General features: G+C 54.5%; 24 protein-coding genes and 2 tRNA genes. 7 read left to right on the top strand and 19 right to left on the bottom strand.

Annotated features, from left to right (window positions below; all coding sequences use genetic code 11):
• Nucleotides 1–83: 83 nt before the first annotated feature.
• Entirely contained in the window at nucleotides 84–758 is a 675-nt protein-coding gene (locus tag ACEW72_RS11640) for a lytic transglycosylase domain-containing protein (RefSeq protein WP_373476546.1), read from the bottom strand.
• 81 nt (nucleotides 759–839) lie between these two features.
• On the opposite strand from ACEW72_RS11640, the gene ACEW72_RS11635 reads away from it, so the two are divergent.
• Nucleotides 840–968, top strand: coding sequence for a hypothetical protein (locus ACEW72_RS11635; protein WP_373476545.1), 129 nt, complete (start codon nucleotides 840–842; stop codon nucleotides 966–968).
• 143 nt (nucleotides 969–1,111) lie between these two features.
• Nucleotides 1,112–1,573 (top strand): Lrp/AsnC family transcriptional regulator, encoded by a 462-nt coding sequence (locus ACEW72_RS11630; protein ID WP_373476544.1) that lies wholly within the window; start codon nucleotides 1,112–1,114, stop codon nucleotides 1,571–1,573.
• Between the two features lie 149 nt (nucleotides 1,574–1,722).
• Here ACEW72_RS11630 and ACEW72_RS11625 read toward each other — a convergent pair whose 3' ends face one another.
• From ACEW72_RS11625 to ACEW72_RS11605, 5 genes are all read right to left on the bottom strand, one after another.
• Entirely contained in the window at nucleotides 1,723–1,992 is a 270-nt protein-coding gene (locus ACEW72_RS11625) for a hypothetical protein (protein WP_373476543.1), read from the bottom strand.
• Complete coding sequence (locus ACEW72_RS11620) at nucleotides 1,989–3,587, bottom strand: PepSY-associated TM helix domain-containing protein (protein ID WP_373476542.1); 1,599 nt, start codon at nucleotides 3,585–3,587, stop codon at nucleotides 1,989–1,991. Before ACEW72_RS11620 ends, ACEW72_RS11625 begins: the two co-directional genes overlap by 4 nt.
• Nucleotides 3,588–3,602: 15 nt before the next feature.
• Nucleotides 3,603–3,887 (bottom strand): hypothetical protein, encoded by a 285-nt coding sequence (locus tag ACEW72_RS11615; protein ID WP_373476541.1) that lies wholly within the window; start codon nucleotides 3,885–3,887, stop codon nucleotides 3,603–3,605.
• 1 nt (nucleotide 3,888) lies between these two features.
• Nucleotides 3,889–5,976: a TonB-dependent receptor gene (locus ACEW72_RS11610; protein ID WP_373476540.1), complete on the bottom strand. Its 2,088-nt coding sequence runs from the start codon at nucleotides 5,974–5,976 to the stop codon at nucleotides 3,889–3,891.
• Between the two features lie 389 nt (nucleotides 5,977–6,365).
• Entirely contained in the window at nucleotides 6,366–8,558 is a 2,193-nt protein-coding gene (locus ACEW72_RS11605) for a TonB-dependent siderophore receptor (RefSeq protein ID WP_373476539.1), read from the bottom strand.
• Between the two features lie 203 nt (nucleotides 8,559–8,761).
• Between ACEW72_RS11605 and ACEW72_RS11600 the strand changes: the two genes are divergently transcribed.
• The 3 genes from ACEW72_RS11600 to ACEW72_RS11590 are packed head-to-tail and all read left to right on the top strand — an operon-like array spanning nucleotide 8,762 to nucleotide 10,159.
• Complete coding sequence (locus tag ACEW72_RS11600; RefSeq protein ID WP_373476538.1) at nucleotides 8,762–8,899, top strand: hypothetical protein; 138 nt, start codon at nucleotides 8,762–8,764, stop codon at nucleotides 8,897–8,899.
• Complete coding sequence (locus ACEW72_RS11595; RefSeq protein WP_373476537.1) at nucleotides 8,892–9,350, top strand: hypothetical protein; 459 nt, start codon at nucleotides 8,892–8,894, stop codon at nucleotides 9,348–9,350. The genes ACEW72_RS11600 and ACEW72_RS11595 overlap by 8 nt, the downstream gene beginning before the upstream one ends.
• Nucleotides 9,347–10,159, top strand: coding sequence for a ferredoxin--NADP reductase (locus ACEW72_RS11590; RefSeq protein ID WP_373476536.1), 813 nt, complete (start codon nucleotides 9,347–9,349; stop codon nucleotides 10,157–10,159). Before ACEW72_RS11595 ends, ACEW72_RS11590 begins: the two co-directional genes overlap by 4 nt.
• Before the next feature lie 108 nt (nucleotides 10,160–10,267).
• On the opposite strand, the gene ACEW72_RS11585 is transcribed toward ACEW72_RS11590, so the two are convergent.
• From ACEW72_RS11585 to ACEW72_RS11530, 12 genes are all read right to left on the bottom strand, one after another.
• Nucleotides 10,268–10,672, bottom strand: a complete 405-nt coding sequence (locus ACEW72_RS11585) for a hypothetical protein (protein ID WP_373476535.1) — start codon at nucleotides 10,670–10,672, stop codon at nucleotides 10,268–10,270.
• The gene (locus ACEW72_RS11580) at nucleotides 10,632–11,600 is read right to left on the bottom strand and encodes an alpha/beta hydrolase (protein ID WP_373476534.1); all 969 of its coding nucleotides are present in this window, start codon (nucleotides 11,598–11,600) and stop codon (nucleotides 10,632–10,634) included. Before ACEW72_RS11580 ends, ACEW72_RS11585 begins: the two co-directional genes overlap by 41 nt.
• A 43-nt stretch (nucleotides 11,601–11,643) precedes the next feature.
• Nucleotides 11,644–13,749: a TonB-dependent siderophore receptor gene (locus ACEW72_RS11575; RefSeq protein ID WP_373476533.1), complete on the bottom strand. Its 2,106-nt coding sequence runs from the start codon at nucleotides 13,747–13,749 to the stop codon at nucleotides 11,644–11,646.
• A gap of 18 nt (nucleotides 13,750–13,767) precedes the next feature.
• Entirely contained in the window at nucleotides 13,768–14,391 is a 624-nt protein-coding gene (locus tag ACEW72_RS11570) for an SCO family protein (RefSeq protein WP_373476532.1), read from the bottom strand.
• Nucleotides 14,378–14,866: a copper chaperone PCu(A)C gene (locus tag ACEW72_RS11565; protein WP_373476531.1), complete on the bottom strand. Its 489-nt coding sequence runs from the start codon at nucleotides 14,864–14,866 to the stop codon at nucleotides 14,378–14,380. Before ACEW72_RS11565 ends, ACEW72_RS11570 begins: the two co-directional genes overlap by 14 nt.
• Nucleotides 14,863–15,030: a hypothetical protein gene (locus tag ACEW72_RS11560; protein ID WP_373476530.1), complete on the bottom strand. Its 168-nt coding sequence runs from the start codon at nucleotides 15,028–15,030 to the stop codon at nucleotides 14,863–14,865. Before ACEW72_RS11560 ends, ACEW72_RS11565 begins: the two co-directional genes overlap by 4 nt.
• 2 nt (nucleotides 15,031–15,032) lie before the next feature.
• On the bottom strand, nucleotides 15,033–15,560 hold the full coding sequence (locus ACEW72_RS11555; protein ID WP_373476529.1) for a DUF2244 domain-containing protein: 528 nt from the start codon (nucleotides 15,558–15,560) through the stop codon (nucleotides 15,033–15,035).
• A 37-nt stretch (nucleotides 15,561–15,597) separates the two neighbouring features.
• Nucleotides 15,598–16,008, bottom strand: coding sequence for a hypothetical protein (locus ACEW72_RS11550; RefSeq protein ID WP_373476528.1), 411 nt, complete (start codon nucleotides 16,006–16,008; stop codon nucleotides 15,598–15,600).
• Nucleotides 16,009–16,296: 288 nt separating this feature from the next.
• Nucleotides 16,297–16,373, bottom strand: a tRNA-Pro gene (locus tag ACEW72_RS11545).
• Between the two features lie 105 nt (nucleotides 16,374–16,478).
• Nucleotides 16,479–16,555 (bottom strand) — tRNA-Ile (locus tag ACEW72_RS11540).
• A gap of 65 nt (nucleotides 16,556–16,620) precedes the next feature.
• Complete coding sequence (locus ACEW72_RS11535; RefSeq protein WP_373476527.1) at nucleotides 16,621–17,634, bottom strand: polysaccharide deacetylase family protein; 1,014 nt, start codon at nucleotides 17,632–17,634, stop codon at nucleotides 16,621–16,623.
• A 22-nt stretch (nucleotides 17,635–17,656) separates the two neighbouring features.
• Nucleotides 17,657–19,288: a histidine kinase dimerization/phospho-acceptor domain-containing protein gene (locus tag ACEW72_RS11530; protein WP_373476526.1), complete on the bottom strand. Its 1,632-nt coding sequence runs from the start codon at nucleotides 19,286–19,288 to the stop codon at nucleotides 17,657–17,659.
• 166 nt (nucleotides 19,289–19,454) lie between these two features.
• Here ACEW72_RS11530 and ACEW72_RS11525 point away from each other — a divergent pair, with 166 nt between their 5' ends.
• The gene (locus ACEW72_RS11525) at nucleotides 19,455–19,931 is read left to right on the top strand and encodes an Lrp/AsnC family transcriptional regulator (RefSeq protein ID WP_373476554.1); all 477 of its coding nucleotides are present in this window, start codon (nucleotides 19,455–19,457) and stop codon (nucleotides 19,929–19,931) included.
• Between the two features lie 59 nt (nucleotides 19,932–19,990).
• On the opposite strand, the gene ACEW72_RS11520 is transcribed toward ACEW72_RS11525, so the two are convergent.
• Nucleotides 19,991–21,322 (bottom strand): hypothetical protein, encoded by a 1,332-nt coding sequence (locus tag ACEW72_RS11520; protein WP_373476525.1) that lies wholly within the window; start codon nucleotides 21,320–21,322, stop codon nucleotides 19,991–19,993.
• Nucleotides 21,323–21,454: 132 nt separating this feature from the next.
• Here ACEW72_RS11520 and ACEW72_RS11515 point away from each other — a divergent pair, with 132 nt between their 5' ends.
• Complete coding sequence (locus tag ACEW72_RS11515; protein ID WP_373476524.1) at nucleotides 21,455–22,150, top strand: SDR family NAD(P)-dependent oxidoreductase; 696 nt, start codon at nucleotides 21,455–21,457, stop codon at nucleotides 22,148–22,150.
• The last annotated feature ends 27 nt before the right edge of the window (nucleotides 22,151–22,177 follow it).

Below are 22,177 nucleotides of genomic sequence, written 5' to 3'. Positions count from 1 at the left end.
CCTTGTCTTGGGAAGGCTGTTGAACCGTGCAGCACAGGATTCGCGCCACATCCCAATGCTGCGCCCGGCTTTCAGGATGATATTCATATGCTGGGCCTTTCGTTCTCGGCAAGGAATCGGGTTTCGCGGTCGTAGGCGGCTCGTTCAAAGACGTTCCAACTTGGCGGCGGTGCGGGGCGCACTTGAACCGGAGACGATGCCGGCAATGCGTTTTCTGACAGCAGAAGAGTGCGTTGATCGTTCGGAAGCGATGCAGCGGCTGCAAGGATCAGCGGCGCGCCGGAGACGGCACTTTGAGCAACGCCCGCGTTGCGCTCGACCTTGGCAACATAGCCATTATGAAAACCGCGCGTTTGGCTTCCCGTATTATACATCGAAAGTGCGACCCGAAGCGCGGTTTGTGGATCGCGTCCGACTTTTACCGAGTTATAATTCGTAGTGAGGACGCGGGCCAAGGCGGCAACATTGGTGCAGGGGTCGAATACGGTGTCCCAAGTCAGGCCAAGCCAGCGCATGTTGCGCGAGTTGATTTGACCAAGCCCCAGATCGACCGAATATCCTACCGCCACATAGCGGCGGGCGGTTGCGGCGGCATCGGCGGCGTTGGTTTGTCGGGCGGGTTGCTTCCCGCCGTTGACATTGAGGGCAAATTGCTCGCCGCTGCTTTCGGTTTGAATGATGGCTAGCACCGTTTCGGGTGCAACGCTTGGTGCGCATTGCGACGCCAGTGCAAGCAAGGCAGCCGCAGAATAGGCCATTACCGCCGCTGCCCCGAATTTGATCTTGGTTGCACTTGGCAGGTCATTGCACTGCTCCCGACTTGCTGATTTCGTTCAAGAATGTCCCATTTGACTATCGAACTAACGATAGCTGCCGGGGCAGCCAGTCAGCTATGGCTTCAAGAAGGCGTTGTTGGCTTTTCGACCCTCCAATCGAAACCGGAAACGACCTTTGACCTTCAATCTTGAGCCTGCGGACTATGCTCGTCGCGTTGCTGGGTGGGTTCGCGATCAATAGATTCTTGCGGAAAGTTCACACAAATAAGGCAGAATCGAACATTTGCCTTCGCAATCACAAGGCCCCGCTGGCGTCATCCAGCTAGGGGTAAACTATGAACCGAAGCCGTTATGTAACCCGGCAGATCGACAGCATTGATCGTGCGATAATTGCAGCATTGACTGAAGATGGCCGAATGAGCGCCAAAGACCTTGCTGCCCAGATGGGCCTTTCCAGCCCGACCATCGGTGACCGAATTCTGAAATTGAAAGATGCAGGCGCGATAGTTGGATATTCAGTGTTGATTGATCCCGCCATTTTTGGTCTAAAAATTTCGGCCTACATAAAAATAGAGGCCATGCCAGGCGCGTTGCAAAAAGTGGCAGAAATAATCGATAATACCCATCAAGTGGTTGAAGCACATCGCGTTACGGGATCGGATGGGTTCGTTACCCGAGTTCTTGTCCGCGATATGGAAGAGCTTGAAACGGTTGTTGATCGCTTCGTGCTGTTTGCATCTACATGCACTTCCATAGTCCAATCGACCATAGTTCCTCGGCGTCTACCGAAATTATAGGATATTCCTCGACTATAATTCATCGCCTTCACGTCAGGTGAGGCTTACATTGGCTGAGAAAACACCTTGTTCTCTAATTTATCGCGAAAACAGATGTGTCGCTAACAACGCGCGCCATTGCTATGCGACAATAGAGATTTGTTGCACAATCAAAACCGCCGAGGCGGGCGGACAGCCATCCCCCACGAGGCCACTGTTGCTGCGCCGAACCAGATGAGAAATGCACTTAATTGACCGGCCAATATCAATGCTACGCCTGGTAAAAGCACCAAGGCCCAACCTGCAAACCGCGAATGTGGCAGCCATTTCGATGTGGATGTCGCGAACACACGCCCACGTTTCGGATCAATCAGTCCAAGATAGACCATCGCTAGCAACGTTACCGCAAGAGCGCCCGCAGAATAGACCATTGTCATCATTCTGCTGGCACCGCCGTCGTTTCGCGGACGCTTAACTGCGAAGCTCGAAGGCCCGGAACCTGCCAGCGCAATCCCGCAGCAATGGCGAAAACACCGCCTGCAAAAAGTATAACGTCAAGCATGATCGGCACGAAGCGCAGCGTCGCCGAAAGATCAACCCAGCCAGCGCCGCCCATCGAGATCCGCAAAAATGGCAGCGAGACGAGCAATGCACCAAGCAGCACTGACATAATACGTCCCAACCGGTCGCGATCGCCGATAACGAAACCAAGCAACAGCGCGACCGCGCAGCCAACCAAGAAACCACCTGCTGTCCATCCAACCGCATCACCCTTGGGGAAGCTCACAAGAAACCCGACCGCCGAAGCGGCCATGCCAATGGGAACACCGTAACCGACCGTAGGTATGGCGCGCGATAGCTTTTGCCACACGGGGTCATCTGCTCTGCGCTCAACCCACAGCCGTAAGCCGGTGAGTGTTACATAGCAGGTTACAAGGCCGAGCATTACCCAGACGAATTTCGACAACAAGCCGCCAAAATTGCCAAAGTGAAGTGGCCCCATCCAGCCAAAAATATCATTCCCGAGCGATGGCTTGGTGCCGAGGTCTGGCTTCACGCCTTCAAATTGCCCGCTAATGCCGTGGAAGACCAAGTTATTGTATTTTATCTCGCTTTCGACCGGTCCGGTCGTGACTTGCACCTTTGCATCAGCGGTTCCCCAATGAGCAATCGACACGAACTCGGGCTTGGTCCCGGTGCGGCGACTTGCGTCGGCGAACATGGTGTCAAGATTTGCCATCACAGCGGGCGCTTTGTTTACCGAAGCTGGCACACCGACAAGTGTCTCCAGCATTTTCACCTGATCGCCGCCAAATGACACCATAGCTACAATCGGCAGCCCAATTGCACCCGCAAAGCTGAAAAATGTGCCGGTAAACGCAAGCAGGAAGCCAAAAGGCAAGCTCCAGCTTCCCGCAAGAATGTGGCGGTCACGACGATTGAGCAGCCTGCTCGACAATCGCGGAGAGACGAACAGGTCGCGCAGCAGATGCTTGTGCAGGATGATGCCGGAAATGACGGCTGCAAGCATGACGAACCCTGCAAGGCCGGTCAGATATAGCCCAACCGGATCGGGTGCGTGCAGGCTAATGTGCAAAATCGACAGAAAATAATCGAGCGCGCTTTGCGGGTCATCAGGAAGCTCCGTTCCATACCCTTCGTCGCGGGCAAGCACTTCCAATGTCTTCGGAGCGAGCATGAACCGGACGCCGAGATCGTCGGGCTTGCCCGCGCTGTTCGTGCCATGGGTGTGGAAAAACAGCTGGATCGTTCCCGCCGCGTTGGGAAATATCGACACGTCTTCCCGATATTTCGGATCGACCGTTTCTGCCAGTTGCCGGATGCGGGCATCAAGCGGCTGATTTAGTGGAGCCTCCGTGCCAGCACCGCTAACCGACCACTCGCCGATTTCGTGCGACATGACCGCCACAGCGCCAGTGACAACGACGACATAAAGAAACAGGCCGAGGATCACGCCGGACCAGCCATGAACGGCCAGCAGCCGCTTCGATGTCGCTTTATCCACCATGCTCATCGCGCTTCTTCCTTTTTAGAACTGCAAATAAATTACGACGGCGTTGGCAAGCATGACAACCGCAAATATGACCAACGCACGGATCGGGCGAGCCTCGATGAGCGCATAAAAGAAAAAAATGGCCCAGAACGCCGGGAACAATATGATCGGCAAAATCATATGATCGACCCCCGCCGCGCCCTTCGGTAGCCACAATGGGGTCGATGCCATTGTCAGCACGGCCGCAATGATGGCGAGTGGTCCTGCCGTAATCCAACGCAATATCAGCGCGGTGCGCGGTGTGGTTGGACTGCTCAGCACCTCAGAATCTCGCCGTTACATTGGCCCCGAAGGTGCGTGGACGCCTGACATATTCCTGATTAAAATCTGTATAGCGTTGAATTTCGACATAACTATTGAAGAGGTTGTTGACATAGGCTTCGACGGTGAATGCGCCAATGTTGTAGCGGGCGTTCAAATTAGCCAGGGCATAGCCGTCAAGCCTATCGTCGGCCCGGTTGTCGAACGTCGTGAATCTGGAGCTGGAAAACTCCACATTCCCGCCAACTGACAGCCCCTCTGCCAGGTCGATGTTGCCATAAACATTAGCAGTCACAGCCGGAGCCTGGCCGAAATCGTTGCCGTTGAAGATGGCGTTCGCTGCCGACCCGAAATCGGTGATTTCCGTGTCGAGAAAGCCGATGGAGCCGCCGATCTTGCTGTTTGCCGATACAGCATAGCTGGCGTCGATTTCCAGCCCTGCCGACCTTGATCGTTTAAGGTTTAGAATAATCGAATCGTCCGGCCCGGCGGGCCCAGTTGCGAAATTCTGTTGATCCCGTAAACGGCTGAAGAACACATTCGCGTTGATGGTCAGGTCGCCGTCTAGCCAGTTCGTGCGGGCAGCCAATTCGACGGTCTCGGCAGTTTCCTTTTCGAAAGCGTACGAGGTGAGCGATATGAAGCTCACGCCGCCGCCGCCAGCATTATAGCCCTTGTAACCCAGCAGGCTGAGCGCGGCATCCTCGGAAAGATGATAGGTCAGCCCGAGCTTGGGCAAGAAAAGCTTATCCTTCCGGTCGAAATCGAACGTGAAGAAACCGCCAAAGCCCGAAAAAGCGCGCTTCTGTTTATCTTCGATGTAGCGACCGCCAAGCAGGATATCGAAGTTCGACATCAGCTGGATAGTGGCGTCTCCAAAAAACGACAGGCCGTCGCTCTGGTCGTCGGCTGCCAACGTGAAAGCCGTACCGGGCGCGCCGAAATCGGTGCGATCACGCTTGGTGATGTAGGCGCCAGCCAAGATCGAGGTGCGCGTGCCTTCCTGCCGATAGACCAGCTTCGGTTCGAAAGCCCATTGCTCCACATCGAATGTGAAATCGAGATATTCGGCTGGATCGGGATTGCCCACCGAAGGCGGCTTGAACGCCGAAAAAGAGGTCTGGCGCGAAAGCGTGCCGTCGAACGACCAGCTGTCATCAAATTTGTGTGCGACGTTCAGCGATAGCACCGTGTTCTTGTTGGCAACGAACGTAGCCGGTTCGGCCGGGGCTTGGTTCCGACCTGTGATCGACACTTGATCCTTGGGATAAACGTTTTTGCTGCGCTCGTGATTGGCGGCAAGGATAATCGTGGTTTGCGGCGAAGGCTCGAACAGCAGCTTTGCGCGGTAGTTCGAGAAGCGCTCGTTTGCGAATTCCTTGCGGTCATCGTCCGTAAAGCCGCTGCCACCGACGGTCGAGTAATCGACGAAGCTGTCGCCTCTGACTTCTTGGGCGGTAACCCTGATCGCAAGGTTGTTGGCAAGCGCCACGTTGACCATTGCAGCGCCATTGACGGTGAGGCCTTCCGAACGGACCCCGGCCTGCACCGCAATTTCATTCTTGAACGCAGGGTTGGCAGTGACCTGCACCAGCGCGCCCGCCAGCGAGTTCTGGCCAAATGTGGTCGATTGCGATCCGCGCAAAATCTCCACCTGCTGAATGTCCCACAGGCCGCCGAAGCCATCGGGAACGGCACTAAACGTTCTGGCGACACCATCGATGTAGGATGTCATGCGCGGATTGGAGCCGGTCACCGCCCCGCCGCCGCCAAGCGCAGTGCCATTGCCGTCAAGCCCGCGCACCGTCGGCAAAAAGCCGCTGCTGGTGATGGTGATATTGGGCACGCGACTGAACGCGTCGAAGGTTGATTGCATCCCCGTTGTGTCTTCAGGACGCAGGACGGTGACGCTCTGGACGGTGTCTTGGAGATCCTGGCCGCGCTTGGTCGCTGTGACCACGATTTCAGACTTTCCAACATCAGCGGCATCATCAGCTTCTTGGGCAAAAGCTGATTGCGCTGGCAGAAACACCGTTGCAGCCATTAATGCTAGCCAGCCAGCCGTAGTCTGAAACTTGTACTTGGTCATGCTTCTCATCTGCCTACCGCGATTGCCCATTCAAAATCCCCATTTGGCCGCCGTGCGACCAGTCAAAAATGCTTCCCTGTAGATGCGACGCCCTGTGGATCGTCTGCTTGCTGGATGACATCAATCGCGCAGGGAACACGCGACTTTGCAAATTTGCCCGGAAAGTAAAAGCTCACCGAGCATCTTGCTCCGCTAATGAGAGTCGTTCGCAATCACAAGAGCAAAACGTAACGCCGAAACATTTTTGGTTCGATTATGCTCTCAGGAAATCGTCCTTTTGTATTTGTGCGATACCATTTCGCCTCACGGAGACACTCTTTCCACGCGACGTCCGAGGCCAGAACTGTTTCAGCAATGGACGTTTGCGAATCCGGCAACAGTCCCACTGCTCAAAACCGGTAATTGACGCTTGCAGAAAAATTTCGTGGCGAGCCGTAGCGATACTGGCTGAAGAACCCGATCTGACTGAAATAGGTTTCGTCGAACAGGTTTTCGACATTCACCTGCAATTGCAAATTCTCGTTCAGTTCATATCGTGCGAGCAAGCTCACCAGCGCGTAAGCGTCCTGCTGGAACCGGAACGCCGCGTTGGTCACAGGATTAGTGCCTTCAGAAAAATTCTTGCTGCGCCAGTTGACGCCGCCGCCTATCGTCAGCCCGTTCAATGCGCCAAGCAACCGATAGGTCGTGAACAGCTTGAGCAATTTGCGCGGATGATCGGTGTTGACCGCGTTGCCGTCCGCATCGTCGGCGGTGAACTGGCTGTAGCCGAGACTTAGGTTCCAGCCCTTTGCGGGCTGCCCGGTGACTTCGGCCTCAAAACCTTTGCTGGTCGTGCCTTGCGCTGCAATCGATGCGTTGGTCGGCGGGGTTACGCCCGGGATGAAGAAGCCGACGTCGATTTGGGCCAAATTATCCTGTTCAATACGGAAATAAGCCAGCGATGTCTGCAATGCTTCGTTGAAGAACGCGCTCTTTATGCCGATTTCATAGGCTTTGCCATCAAGCGGAGGCAAGAAATCACCGTTACGGTCGCGCGCGTTCTGCGGCTGGAAAATCTTTGTGTAGCTTGCATACAGCCTGTGGTTGCTGGTCAGATCATACAGTGCACCGACATAAGGGATGAACACGTTGTCGTCGCCATATTGGCGCGGTGGACCAAAGTTGAATCCATCCAGCTTCCAACTCGACAAACGGCCCCCTACAATCAGTTTGAGCGGATCAGCCACATTGATACGAGCTGCGCCGTAAAAGCCAGTTTGCTTCGTCTTTTCATCAACCGCTAATGTGCCTGTGGTCGAGAAGCCTGGGTTCGCAAAAGTAGCACCATCCCAGTTGAAGAAGTTGCCAGTTGATGGGAATGCCAAGGCTCCGAAAGTCGTGTTCTGGCGGTCCTGTACGCTGTGCAGCGCGCCTAGAACAAATTCGTGACTGCGACCGAACAACCCGACGTCACCTTTTAGCTGAACGTCAAAACTGTTTTGGACACTCTCGCCTGAATCGGAATACGGAAATGAGAACAAGCCTTGGCCTGTGGTCTTGTCGAGCAAGCCAAAGAGGTAGAGTATCTGGGTTTGCTGGGCATTGCGGAGCCAATTGTAGTTGGCAGACAGTTTCCAGCCATTGCCAAACTCATGCGATATATTGGCAAAGATGTTCTGGTTGGTCGTGTCCCAATAGCTCCAGTCGGCTGAGGTAGACGTAGATCGCGGAAAGTTGGTGAAGCTGCCGTCTGTGAAAAATGAGGCCAACGCGCCCCATTGCGGACCGGTTGGCGTTTCTCGCTGGTGACTTATACCGGCTCGAAAGCTGGTGTTTTCAGTGAGGTCAGCGTCGATAACGCCATAGAGAACGAGCTTTTTATCTTTGTACCGGTCGATGTAGCTTTCGCCTTGCTCATATTTTGCAACGGCGCGAACGCGGATGCTGCCATCCGAAGTCAACGTGCCGCCAATGTCGCCAGAGGCTTGCCACGTATTCCAGCTTCCGTAGCCCGCGTTGACGTAACCAGTCCAATCCGTGCTCACAGCATGTTTGCGAACGAGATTGATTGACGCAGACGGGTCGCCAGCACCGGTAAGCAGGCCGGTTGCGCCGCGCACAATTTCGACACGTTCATAAATCGAGACGTCTGCAACGGTTTCACCGGCACCGCCTGCAAGCGTCCATGCCAGCGGCACACCATCGACTTGGTAATTCTGAATTTCAAAGCCCCGCGCGTTGAACGTGTTACGCACGTCGTCAACTTCGTTGACCGACACGCCTACAGAATTGACCACCACGTCGGCCACAGTGTCCAAATTCTGGTCAAGGATACGCTGGGCTGTGATGACCGTGACGGACTGAGGCGTCTCACGCAGCGTCAGCCCAAGTCCGGTTGCCGTGTCGATGCGATTATCGATGGTGTAGCGGCCTGTGACAACTATTTCCCCATCCGCGCGTGCGTTATCGTCCGCTGCCACAGCATCCTGCGCCCAAGCTGGCTGCGCTGACCCCAACGCCGTTGCTGTTGCCAGCGCAACCAGACCCGCCCCCAACCGATAATCCGTTAAAAGCTTCGGAACGCGTGGTGAAAAATTCATGTCTTACCCCTTGTCGATCATGTGCAGGCCGAACGGGCCTGCCTGATTTGTGCCACTCTCCAAAATGACGGGGCCGGACAGCGCCGACCCCGAAAGGTTCAATGTCGGGCCGGAGAGGATGGCGGGACAAAAGTGGTTGACGAATGACGACCTCCACAGTTACGTGTCGCTAATGCAAGTCATTCTTAATATCAAGTAGAAATATGCGGATGTCGGAAATGGGAATGGAAATCATAAACGAGATGCTGGTTGCTGCTCTGGCCGAAGCGTTTCCGAACTGCCCCGCCTTGCAGGCAACCCACCAAAACCAACAACCAGAAGAGGATCAATGCCATGTATGATTTTATCGACCAGCGCGTGACGACATTAGATCGTGGCGGACAATTCTTGGTGTGGTCGCTGCGAAACTGGGTTTTGGCGATCCAGAACCGTCAATGTCCGCCTAACGCCATTGGCCCGGCGTTTGCCAAATGGGGGATGATCGGTGCGCTGCCGCATTTTCACATGGCAATGATGATTCTGAGCAAGGAAGGACTGAACACGCTCCAGTTCTCGCCCGTCGGCTGTTTGCAGATCAGCGATGATGAAGCGATGATGCTCAGCCTGTTTCGCTCGCTGCGCGATGATATGCCCGATCAAGTCCGCGCGATGACCGAACTGCTGGTAGCAGAGGGTTTTGCAGCGCCGCTCTTTGCTGCGCTGACGGCGGTGTCGATGCGGCTCGCCGAAAGTAACCTTATTCCCGAGGCACCGCAGCGATCACGCCTGCCAACCAGCACTCCAGAAAAATGAGCAACCGCTTAATGGAGCTTAGCCGTATGGAGCCGTCTTCGCTGTTGACGGTCGAGCGTGTGCGCGCAGTACAACACTGGAACGAGCATCTGTTCAGCTTCAAGATCACCCGCCCGCCGAGTTTCCGTTTCCGTTCGGGCGAGTTTGTGATGCTCGGCCTGCCGGGCGATAACAAGCCGTTGTTGCGAGCCTATTCGATAGCGAGTCCGGCCTATGCCGAAGATCTTGAGTTTCTGTCTATCAAAATGCCAAACGGACCGCTGACATCGCGGCTCCAATTGATCAAACCCGATGATCAGGTTTTTCTGGGACGTAAGCCCGTTGGCACGTTGGTGTCGGATGCACTGTTACCGGGCAGTCGCTTGTTCCTGCTTTCGACGGGAACGGGCCTAGCGCCGTTCCTAAGCATCATCCGCGACCCCGATATTTACGAACGCTTCGGCCAGATTATATTGGTGCATTCTGTTCGGCGGGTCAGCGACCTTGCGTTCCGCGATGTGCTTGAATGCCAGCTTGCGGGCGATCCGCTCGTTCAGGATCAGGCGCTTGTCCAGTTCACTTACGTGCCGACCGTCACGCGCGAAAGCTTCCGCAACCAAGGGCGCGTATCGACGCTGACCGACGATGGACGGTTGTTCGACGGGGTCACCGGGCCGCGCCATTTCGATCCTGCCATTGACCGAATTATGATGTGCGGCAGCATGGCGATGATCCGTGACTTTGCCGCGCGGTTCGAAGGCCTGGGGTTCGACGAGGGGTCGAACGCAAAGCCAGGACACTTTGTTATCGAACGGGCGTTTGTGGGGTAATTCAGGATAGAGGAAATTCACTGAGCAATATGGGTGTTGTACAATTAATTCAGCCGACCAACGGAAAAAGTTTCGTACAGTTCTATAAAGACTTAATATCTTTTATTGTTATCTACAATGTAAGTTTTTTACAACAAAACTATATTTGGTCAGAGCGGCCATCAGATCATAGTCCGGGCGGGCCTTAGCCATAGTAGTCTTAAGTGCAATTGCGAGTTGACGATCGGATGAGATTGGCGCGAGTGTCTTTCTCATTGTTATAACATCGACCCTAGCGCCAAACTTGCACTGGAAAAAATAATGCGGGCCAACCAGATCGAGCGCAGTGAAGCCCGGATAAAGCAGCATCATAATGCGCTCGCTGCCTGTAACGCCGGGGCCGAAGACATCGCCCATCCGGTTCATGTGATCGTCGTCCGTCATCGTGTCGGTTGGCGGCGCAATCGTTGCGTTCACCTGCGCGGCGGCCTGTTCAATGGCGAGGAAGGGCGCGATCGCCGCAGCACCGGTCATGCCCTGTAGGATGGTACGTCGTTCGATTATCATTATCGATTACCCTGTTCATTGGCGTCATGAGACCACGCGACCGCATCCACCAGACGAAAGCGTCAAACCAGTGGTCGCTCGTGGTGCCTTTTGGCTGAAGGTCAAAACCATGACCGCCGCGTTCATAGATGTGCAACTCAGCCGCAGCACCGGCCTGCCGCCATGCACTATAAAGCAGGACGGCATCATCTGGCTGAAACTCGTCGTCAGCCGCAGCGGCTATAAACGCGGGGGACGCATCGGCTGGGACGGGCGTGCGCAAGCCGCCGTAGATTAGGCCGACAAAATCCGGTCGTGACGTCCTGTCGCCGATGGCAAGGTCGGCAGCGAGATAGCCACCGGCAGAGAAGCCGAGAAAGCCCACCCGTTTCGGATCGACCCCCCATTCGGAGGCGCGCTGGCGCACGAGTGTCATCGCGCGCGCACCATCCTCTATTGCGTGCGGCTCTCCAGAAAACAGAGGCACCTCCACAGGAAAGCCGCTTTTCGCTCGGGTCATGATAACGTCCATTTCCTTCATATGGACATCGGGAAGCACCATCGGATCGTCCCCGCTCAGGACTGTGCGATATTTGAGAACAAAGGCCGTGATGCCGCGTTTCGCAAGCGCCTGTGCAACCACCGTTCCGCCAGCTTCATAGCCCAGCCCGACGAAGCCGCCGCCGGGCGCAACAATGACCGCCGCGCCGTTGGCGCTTCCAGCGGCAGGACGAAACATCTCCAGCGTGGGTTCGCTGACGTTGCGGATCATCAGACCGCCTGCTTGTGCCAACTGCTCCCGGATTTCGGGAACACCAAGCGATGGAACCGTTCCCTTGGGATAGAGGGAAATCACCAGTCCTTGGCTGGTGTCCCCTCGTGCTGATGCGGTTGACGCAAGAAGCGCGACCGCCATCCCAAACGTCGTTAATCTATTAGAAAGTCGCATCATCCGGGCCTCACATCTCTATGCGCAAAGTAGCCGCCAGCGTGCGAGGCGCACCCGGCGCGATCCAGTCTGGCGAAAACTGATGCTGCGAAACAAAATAGCGCTTGTTGAAGGCGTTTTTCAGATTGAGCTGCGCGGTGAGGTTCGCACCTGCAATTTGGAAACGGTAAGCCGCCTCCGCATCGAACCGGACATAGCCGGGCAGTGTGACGGTATTGCCCACGTCGCCGAAACGCGCGGACTGGTAAAATGCCCCGCCGCCGAAAGAGGCATCGGGCGTAAATTGGTAGCGCGTCCACAGGCTTGCGGCATGGCGCGGCGTGTTGGCCAGCTTCAATGACCCATCATCTACCTTGGTATCGGTGTAGGCATAGGAGCCGATAACCGACAACTGCGGCGTGACCTGGCCACTGAAGTCGAGTTCAACACCTCTTGAACGGCCCCTTCCAATCGTCCGGATCACCGGGAAGAACGTGAAATCGCCTCGGTTGGTCTTGACCAGATCGAATGCGGCAAGCGTCGCAGTAAAGCGCTTGTCTGTGGACTGGAATTTGTAGCCGATCTCATATTGCCGTCCGATTTCGGGATCGAGCTTCGTGCCATCGGGGTTGACGCCGTTGTTCGCCGACAGCCCGCGCTGGAACTGCGCATACAGAACATGCCCCGGCGTAACCTCCCACAAAGCGCCGACACGCGGTGACGTAAAGCTAACTTGGTTAGGCGCGACGCCCGGCGATGAATAGATCGTGCTGGTCCAGTCCTGCCGCAGCCCGAGAACGGCATGGAACCCGCCGCCAAAGTCGATATTGTCCTCAGCCGTCAGCGAATACCATCGGTCTCTGTCGACAATATCGACAGGGAACGCGAGGCTGGTGTCGAGTGGCGGCGTGTTGGCAACAGCCGGGTTATCGACGCTGACGGCACCAAGCTGCTGGAAATAGGAAAGGCCGGTCTTGCCTTCACGAAAATACACCATTCCAATGGCAAGCTTGTGAACCAGATTGCCGGTGCGAACCTCGCCTACAAGATCGGCGCTTGCCTGATCGACGCGATAGCGCCCGTCAGGCCGCACGTTGAAATAATAGAGCGCAAGTTGGCGCGATGACGCAAACAGATCTTCGCCAGTCGTAAGATCAACGCGAAACGGCGCAACGTCAAGTTCATGGGTGTGCGAGCGCATGTGAATGCCCCGCAACCGCAACTGCCAGTCGCTGCCAATCGCTTGAGTCAAGTCGAGCCGGTAAGACTGCGTTTCGGCCTTCGAAAGCACCGGCGCGTTGTTGTACGCTGTGTTCAACGGAATGTCGGAAGGCCGGTCGCCGTCGGACGGGATGCCGTAGTCGTTGCGATAACGATGGTTGAAATAATCGATAGTTAGCTTGACGGTCGTGTCGCTGGTCGGCAGCCAAGCGAGCGCCGCGCTCACCGAACCCAGTTTCTCGACAACAAAATCACGGTTTGACCCAGCGTCTAGATAGCTCCCGGAAACGGACGCCAGCCAGTGCTGATCTGAATCCAAAGCTCCAGCGATCCGTGCTGAGGTGCGCGAAAGGCCATATTCGCCAATCGTCTGGGCGAAATCGATGGATCGCGTGGCTGACAACGCGCGTGAGCGGACGTTGACGAGGCCGCCCGGCTCTGCCCTGCCAAACAGCACCGAATCCGGACCCTTGACGACCTCGACCGCTTCTACGTTCGCCAGATCGATCGGCACGCCTTTTACCTTGGCACCGTCAAGATAATAGGTGCCGCTGCTATATAGTGAGCTTTGTGTCGTCATCGACACCGTTGAGAAACCGCGCAGAACAAATATTGGCGAAGTCGAACCGCCGAAGCCGAAATCCGACGAAACACCGGCCACGTTGCGGACGGCATCGGTCAGGGTAATCGCGTTCTGGTCGAGCAGCACTTGCCGGGTGACGACCTGCACCGATTGCGGCGTGAGCAAGATTGGCTGACCGGTTTTGGTCGCGCTAGAGGTTTCGGGGGCGCTGTAGGGCGCCGTGACGACGATTTCATCGGTGCGCTTTTGCTCAGAGCCATCATCGGGTTCTTGGGCGAAGGCGGGAGCAGACAACGCGATCAGCGACGCGGTAAGCAACAAAGGTGTTTTCATGGGAGTTAGGCTTTCTGTTCAGGATTGGGAGACGAGCCGCTTGAGCTTGGCGAGTGCGGTCTCCTGCGATTCATCGTGTGCGATAGTGGATACAAAGCGGCCCATTGCATCCATCAGGAAGACGCTGGCGGTATGGTCGATGGTGTAATCGTTCTCGCCGTTCGGCACGCGCTCGTAAAAGACATGGAACGCCTTGACCGCTTGCGCGGTCTCGGTTGCCGTGCCGCTCGCACCGATGATCGGCGTATCGAACAGCGTGAGATACTGCGCCAGCTCTGGCTTGGTATCGCGTTCAGGATCGACCGAGACGAAGACGATGTTGAACTTCATGCCATCGGCCCCGAGTTGTTTGCGCAAGCTCGCCATTCGCGCGAGACTTGTCGGGCAGACATCGGGGCATCGGGTGAAGCCGAAGAAGATCGCGTAGGGTTTACCCGCCAGCGTCTTGTCGCTCACTGGCTTGCCTTCAGGATCGGTCAGCGCGAAAGCGCCGCCAAAAGCTGAGGCATAATCGCTCGCCGGAGGCCCGGATTGGATCTGCGAATATCCCCAGACACCCAAGCCCGCCGCACCAACAAGCACAACGCCGATCCACAGAGCTTTACGGAACCGCGCAAGGCCGCCTTGATCAGTGTTTGCCATGATCGACCTCAATCGGTGTGGTCGATCCGACCGGCTGCACTGCGAACTGGACCTTGACGTTTCCCGCCTGCTGGAAGCGTAGCGTGACCGGAATTTTGGCGCCTTTTTTGAACGGCTGCGTCAGCCCCATGAACATCAGGTGATAGCCGCCGGGTTTGAATGTGACCGTCTCGCCAGCCGCAACCGGAATTCCGTCCTTCAACTGGCGCATCCGCATCACGCCATTGTCCATCGATACGGTGTGCAACTGGACTTCTTTCATCCCGGCGGCCGTTGCCGAGATCAGCCTGTCGGCCTTTTTACCGCTGTTCGTGATTGCCAGAAATCCCGCTCCGACCTTTTGCGACGCAGCAGTCTCGCGGGTCCAGGGATGACCGATGGCGAGTTTGCCGATAGCGTAATTATGGGCAAGCAGCGGCGTCGCCAGTGCAAGTGCCATAAGGCCGATACCGGCTGTGCGGATCATATTTCTCATTGATTATACTCCGATGTATTGGATTGTTGGGGTGAATAGGCGTGAAGGGCGGCATCACCGGCGCGCGTCACCAGACACAGGCCGATGGCAAGCCAGACCCGGCGGCGAAAGCGGGCAACCCTTTGCTGGCTGTCATTGCCGATCGTCAGGATTGGGAACGCCACGTTCAGCCTCCCCTTGCCAGCGCGAGCGCGCTGGCGATGATCGGCGCGACAGTCAGACGCTCTTCTAGATTCAGGCTGGTGCCGATCTCTAAGCGCCGGTTACGGTCGCGCAGATGCAGGCGGATGTCGAACGGGCTGCGCTCTTCGGTCTCGAAACGGACCCAATAGCTTGGCAGCGCAAACAAACGCCCTGTGCTGTCCGAATAGCGAATTTCGCCATCTTCGAGCGCGAGCCGCTCGGTCAGCGGCAGCGATTTCTGGTGCACTTCAAGCGCGAGAACCAGCAACGCCATGACGCCAAGCGAAAAGAGGGGGACAAGCCAATAGCCTCGCAACGCTGGCAGGATCGAAGTTGCCATGAACAGCGTGACGATGACTGCCAAAGCGCCGCGCGCTTCGCTTGGAAAAAAAGATCGGTTTTGCTGCATGGTGCAGACAAATCCGCCCCATTCCAGCGCCCCAGCCCGTTCATTCGAACGGTCGAGAACATGATACATGAATGAAACTCCGGCTGTGCCGGACACGTGCACGCACGTCGCCCGGCGGCTGACAACTCAGTTCAGAATGTCAGACAGCAGCCGGTGGCCCGCGCAGCGGCGGGCGGAGATGGAAATTATGGGGTTGCGCCGCAGGGAGAAGCGGTAAAAAGCCGAGAGCGAGAACAAAAAGCAGAGCAATAGCCAGCAGCGGCGCATCGGCCCCTGCCATCGCGCCCATCGCGAGCGAAGCGAAAGCACAAGGCATCTCCGCCTTGCCCCTATGCGCGGGCATCTTGTCGCCACCCGATTGCATCGGGATCGTGATGGTCTGCGTGGTTGCCGCATCGGCAATACCCGAACACAGCCCGACCGTGATTGTCTTGCTACCCGCCGAAACCATGTAGCCCGATGGCACCAGTGCCCTGACGCACACAGCCATCGCTACCAGCAACAGCGCAAGCAGAGGACGTGCATGAATCAGGTTGCGAAGCGAACGCATGGATATCCGGTAGGAGAAACGCAATTATTTGTCACGCCATACCGGCATATACCGCGTGCAACGGCAATGCGTCAGTCATGGCAAGTTTTAGAGATCTCTCGCGATTGAAGCATGTTCAGCGCGGGAGAGATTAGCCACGCTCAAACCGCTTGGCCTGTTTCGCTATCACGGCAATTCAAAGCGCGAACTATACCTTGATCCGCAAAAAAATTCTGCACAGTTCCTGCACAGGTCGAAAACAGTCTATTTTTCTTAGTAAAAACAATGACTTGCAAGTCACCGATATAATGGTCGGGGAGACAGGATTCGAACCTGCGACCCTCTGGTCCCAAACCAGATGCGCTACCAGGCTGCGCTACTCCCCGACTGGTACAACAATGTCTCGACCGTTGCAGGTCCTATTTGGCCATTAGGCCTAGGTAGATCTAAGATCTACCTTCATCCGCGCCTACCACCGCAAGTGCGGAGGCTGGTGGGCCCGGAGGGACTCGAACCCCCGACCTAGCCGTTATGAGCGGCCAGCTCTAACCAACTGAGCTACAGGCCCCGACCGGCTAGCCAATCGCAAGCGCGCCGATAGCGGAACAATGGGACCGCTGGCAAGTGTTTATCTTATGCACCGCAATTAAACTGGCTCGCCATCCGAACTTCAGCCATTGTCGTGGGCCGCACGCCGCCTTTTTGTAAATGATGAAACACAGTTTCGAACCAGATATAAAGCTCGCTCAAATGTTCTTCAATGCGGATATAGGGTGTATATCCGACGGCGAGCGACGGTGAATGGAACGACAAGTTTATAATCGGAACACCTTCTTTTAAAGCCAGATTGATACCCTCAATAGCTTTTTCGAGCGGGATACCTTCTGGCGTTAATGCGATACGTTCAATCATATTTGACCGAGCGAGAACCGACCGCGCCGCCTGTGACCCGAACCATTCGCCAAACACCACATTTCCGGCTGAGCGCATGGCTCCTGCAAACACCGTAGTAAGGGGCAATTCCAGCAGAACGTCCTTCTTGATCCAATAAGGATGCACCGGATGATGGGTGTAATCTGGTCCCCTTTGTTCAGAATAATCAAAACGCGCGCGGACCGAGCTATCAATAGATATGCCCAAATCTATCAGAATTTCGGATGTGGTCGGACCAGCACCGTAACGCCCTGCCCTATACGAATCCGGCTTGATGCCTGTACGACTGACAATTGCATTATAAAGGGTGGTCAGCTTGGCCCGTTCCAGATCAGGAGACAGATTGCATGCATAACTGTTTGCAGTGCATAATATTTCATCAAATGGTGGATTCACCCAAGGATGCAATTGAACACCGATTTCCGCCCTGCCGGCATGTGCAAAGCCACTCAGTAATTCCACGCCAAAGGGATTTTCCATAATCGGAAAATCAACCAGATAGCATGGCTTTATCCCGAAGCTGTCGCACAAATCCTGAAATTTAGGCAGGGCCTTAAGATGTTCTGTGCCGAATCCCTCGCGGGAAAACGGTCCATTCCAGTCAAATTCTTCTTCTGTGTCGACGGTTAGTATAAAACGCGGACTACCCAAAGCCGACAAATCTGCGAACTCAAAATGTGGAGCAGAAGAATTTGCAAGAAGGGAATTCTTCAAGTTTCCTTTATGCGCGCGCACTTCATTCTCGCTCTTCATCTCTAAATCCGCTGCGATTTTCATCCGTCGCAGGCAGAGACAATATCAGCGCTTCATTGTAAAAACGTAAATCCCCGCCAACATTTTTGGCAAGGCTACGGACGAGCCGGAGCGAAAAACCAAGGCCTAATAAGGGAGCTTCACTGACTTCGTCCAGCACAGCAGGTCCGGAACCGAATAGCTCGGCTTCGTCCATCTCCAGTAATTTTCGCGGAAGACTGAGCACAAAACGATTGGTAGCATTTATGCCGGGTTCAGTCCGAAACCGCCCGTCCAGTATTTCATCGGGCTCGCACCCAATGATGACGGCCGACAACAGGCGGGAAAAAATGCGCTCAGCCAATTCCATATCTACTGCAAAAGGCCGGACTGGATGTGCGTGGACCAGGTTAAGAGTAACCATCAACAAATCGCTTAGCCCGCGCAAGCGATCCGCAAGCTTATTGGTTAACCAGTCACAGTCTGTTGATCCAGGCTCTGCATAAAAATTTCCCGATTCAATTTTGGCAGCGGTAGCCAAATCATCAAATCCTGACAGCAAACGTTCGGCATCATTCAATATGTTCCTGGCAAGAATCCGATAATCCTCTGTGACCGGACCGAACAGTTGCTGCTCGATGATTTCCGAAAAGCCGATAATCGCGCCAAGAGGTGTCCGCAGTTCGTGGACCAACTGCTGGATATGATCGGAACTATGCTGGCTTTGCGGCGATATCAATGCGCTTTCGGCAACTGTGGGGCGACGAAATATTCCGCGATAGCCACTGAATCGCCCGCTGATATGGTCAAAAAATGGGGCAGCATTTATGCGCCAATCGCCCGCCACAGCGGGCGCGCCGCACAATCTCATACGGGCATTTTCCAAAGGCATACGTTGCCGGAATGCGGCTGCGCCATATGCATCCGGTCCGGGGCCTTCATCAAACGCAGGTTCTGCAATGTCGACGCCGACTACTGCACCGGGCGGGGCACCCTCAATCCAGCTTACGGTTCCATTTTCGTCGGTTTCGAACCGAATCTCGTTTATTGTTTCATAGAAACCGCTATATTGATCTATCTCGAAAGACGAATGGGTAACAATTTCTGATTGCCGCTCTGACCTTAATTTCTCGATTCGCTCTACGATGTCACGTATCTGGGCACCGTTCGCGGCATTGGTTTCAGTGCGCGCTTTAGGAACCGGTAAAACGAAATCAAATGCCGAACAAATGGCAAGGGCGCGCTGACTTTTAGGTCCGAGATCTTGACGATTACGAAGAAATCCACGCGCCCTAACCGGCATTGCCGCGATAATATTCGACCATTCGTCGTCCGTTAAGCACGCACCAGCAACGGCGGCTGAGGCAACTTTGGGAACATCACCCGACAAAAGCAGGACCAGAGGTGCGGAAGATATCCGGCCATTTAGCGCGCGGACGCACTGTTCGCGCATTTTGGGTGCCACCAACGGAAGATAATCGCGGACTTTTTGCAGACCGTTCGCGACATAAGCCAAATCAAATTGGCTGGGATTTTGAGCAAGTATGTCAACTAGTTGCTGCCACTTCGCGGCCGCACCCAAATCGCTGTCATTTGCCTGACGCAAGGCAGTTTCGAGGCGATCGTCAAAACGCAAATGCAAACATTCCTAATGCAAAATTATCCTTGTCCCTATGACCGATATACTGGCTTAAAGCTATCCGAAAGGAGCAAAATAAACGCGTCACACTATGGGACAATTGCAATCCTCTATAATAATATTATAAGTTCATGCACAAATGGAAATGGGAAATAACATAATCATGGCCACGATGAACTTGGATTCGATAGATTTGAAGCTTCTTGCTGAGTTACAAGCAGATGGCCGGATTACCAATGTGGACCTTGCGACTAAAGTTGGCCTTACCGCCCCGCCTTGCTTGCGGCGGATGAGGGCGCTTGAGCAGTCGGGTACGATAAAATCCTACCACGCCGATATTGACGCTGCTTCATTGGGTTACACAATTACCGTTTTCGCGATGGTAAGCCTGAAAAGTCAGGCAGAAGATGACCTGAAAGCCTTTGAGCAACATGTTCGCGCTTTGCCGAATGTCAGGGAATGCCATATGTTAAACGGCGAAATAGATTTCATATTGAAAATTGTCGCGCGCGACCTTCAATCCTTTCAGGAATTTCTCACGTCAAAGCTGACGTCGGCGGCCAATGTGAGCAGCGTCAAAACATCACTGACGATTCGCACTGCCAAAGATGAGCCTGGCGTGCCTATCCCCGAAATGTAGAAATGGCGGCTGGGTGAAAAACCCGCCGCCATTTCGTTAAACAGTTTTAATTCAGGCCATCAAGTTGCGGCTGGCGGAGGCGGAGGCGCCGCTTTGATCTGCTGTTCGATGTGCATGACCCAATATTCACCTATCGCTTTTCGATTAGCGCCCGTTACCATCGCAAAGTCCGTTGTCGCCCCAGCATAATCCCGCAGCATAACTTTCGTCATGGCCAAACGGAACCGGGTACGATCCGTTTGATCTTTCCCGTCCTTGTCAAGAACCGGACTTTTTGACAGCGCGGATTCATAGAGTTCTTTGGCCGTTTCATATTTTTTATGGGAAAAGAACGAATCGCCGGTCAATGATGCGAGCATTCCTTTGGCGTTCGCTTTCGCTGGCGCGATAGTTCCAGCCAAAGTTGCGGTATCTTCGATCAGCCGCGTCTTCGCTTCATTATATTTTTCACTGAAGGTCACATTATTCCGTGAAATTACGCCTTTTTCGAAGCCTTCTTCAAGAACCGAAACCGCTTCAGCCGGATAACGGACACCGATATAGCTTAAGCTATCCAAATACTGGGCATATTCCTGTTGGAACCGTAGCCCGTTGGTAACGCGCATCAGGCGCATAACATCCAGGGATTCTTCGGGATTCAATGTGAGCGACCTGTCAAAAAATGCCAAAGCATCATGCCAGTAGTCAGCATTGTTTTCAGTAGCCAATAGCTGCTTATACCAATTTGCCGCACCTGCGTAATTTTTTGATTTCGCTGACAGAATAGCGGCTCGGACGAAATAAGCCTTGTTTACGTTACCAGCTACTTTGTCGGCTTCGATTGCTTTTGCAAGCCATGTGATAGCTTCAGCATCCTTATTCTGTTGCGACATCGCATTGGATATCAGTAATTCGATCGTGTTGCCGCGATGCCCCATATTATAGGCATCTATCATCAGCGTTTCCGCTTTCACGAAATTCTTGCTGTCGTAAGCGAACGCCGCTTTGCGAAATGTATATTCGGTCTTTAGATTTGCAGGCGTCGTGGTCGATGCCAACAACAGATCAATACCTTGTTCCTGCAACGCCAGATCCTTGACGCCTGCGCCGATATTGATGGCAAGAACACCTGCTTCATAACGGTCATCGTCATTGGCAATTGCGGCCAAAACCTTCGGGAATTCGGCTTTCGCGCCTTCCGGGTTTTTTTGCTTGGTCAAAATATCAACGACGGCGGAGAAAGCTGCAATAAACGGCTTCGAATAGTTGCGCTTAGGTGCGGCAGGTGCGACTTCCTTTTTGTCCTTACCCTTCTTTTCCTTGACGGGTTTATCCTGAGCAAAGGCCGATGTAGACATGCTGGGCACTGCGACAAGTGACAGGATTAGGGCAATTTTGGAAACAGACTTCATTCTACTCTCCGCGATTAGGGTGTTTAGGCATATTTTCTATAACGAGATCGTCTATAGTTATTTGCCCCGCTAAGCGCAAACACCATAGAGCCACCGTATGAATTGCGGTTGAACAACGGAAACGAACTACCAATGACAGTCAAGACCGCGGTTATAATAGGTGCGAGTGGGGGCATAGGCGCGGCGATCGCCGATCGGTTGACGTCGGATAACAGCTTTGACCAAGTTCTTAGGCTATCGCGAAACAGCTCGCCCGCAATAGACTTGCTCGACGAAACCAGCATCGCAAATGCTGCATCCAGTTTGGCACAATCAGCATTGGCCCCTTCCCTGATTATCGTCGCTACAGGAATTTTACACAAAAATGGCAAGGGTCCGGAAAAAAGCCTTCGTGAGCTCGACCCGGACTGGATGATAGAGAATTATCGGTTGAATGCGGTAGGGCCGGCGTTGGTGGCAAAGCATTTCCTGCCGTTAATGCCAAAGTTTGAACGGACGTGCTTTGCGGTGCTTTCTGCCCGGGTCGGCAGTATATCGGACAATCGGCTGGGTGGCTGGCACAGTTACCGCACGTCTAAGGCTGCATTAAATATGTTGATCCGAAATCTTGCGATTGAGTGGCAGCGGAGAAACCCCGAAAGCATCATCATTGGCCTGCATCCCGGCACGGTCGAAACCACATTGAGCGCGCCGTTTAAGGGCAACCCTAAACATGAGCGGTTTACGCCGGAAAAAGCGGCTTCACTAATGCTAGCGGCAATACAAAAATTACAACCGCAGGATTCTGGTGAACTTATTGGATATGACGGCGGTGTAATCGCACCTTAGAGCTATTGTGCCCTTATCTGTGGATAA

The sequence above is a fragment of the Sphingorhabdus sp. genome, from assembly GCF_041737645.1.
GTDB lineage: Bacteria > Pseudomonadota > Alphaproteobacteria > Sphingomonadales > Sphingomonadaceae > Sphingorhabdus_B.
This window is presented reverse-complemented; position numbering and strand designations above follow the sequence as displayed.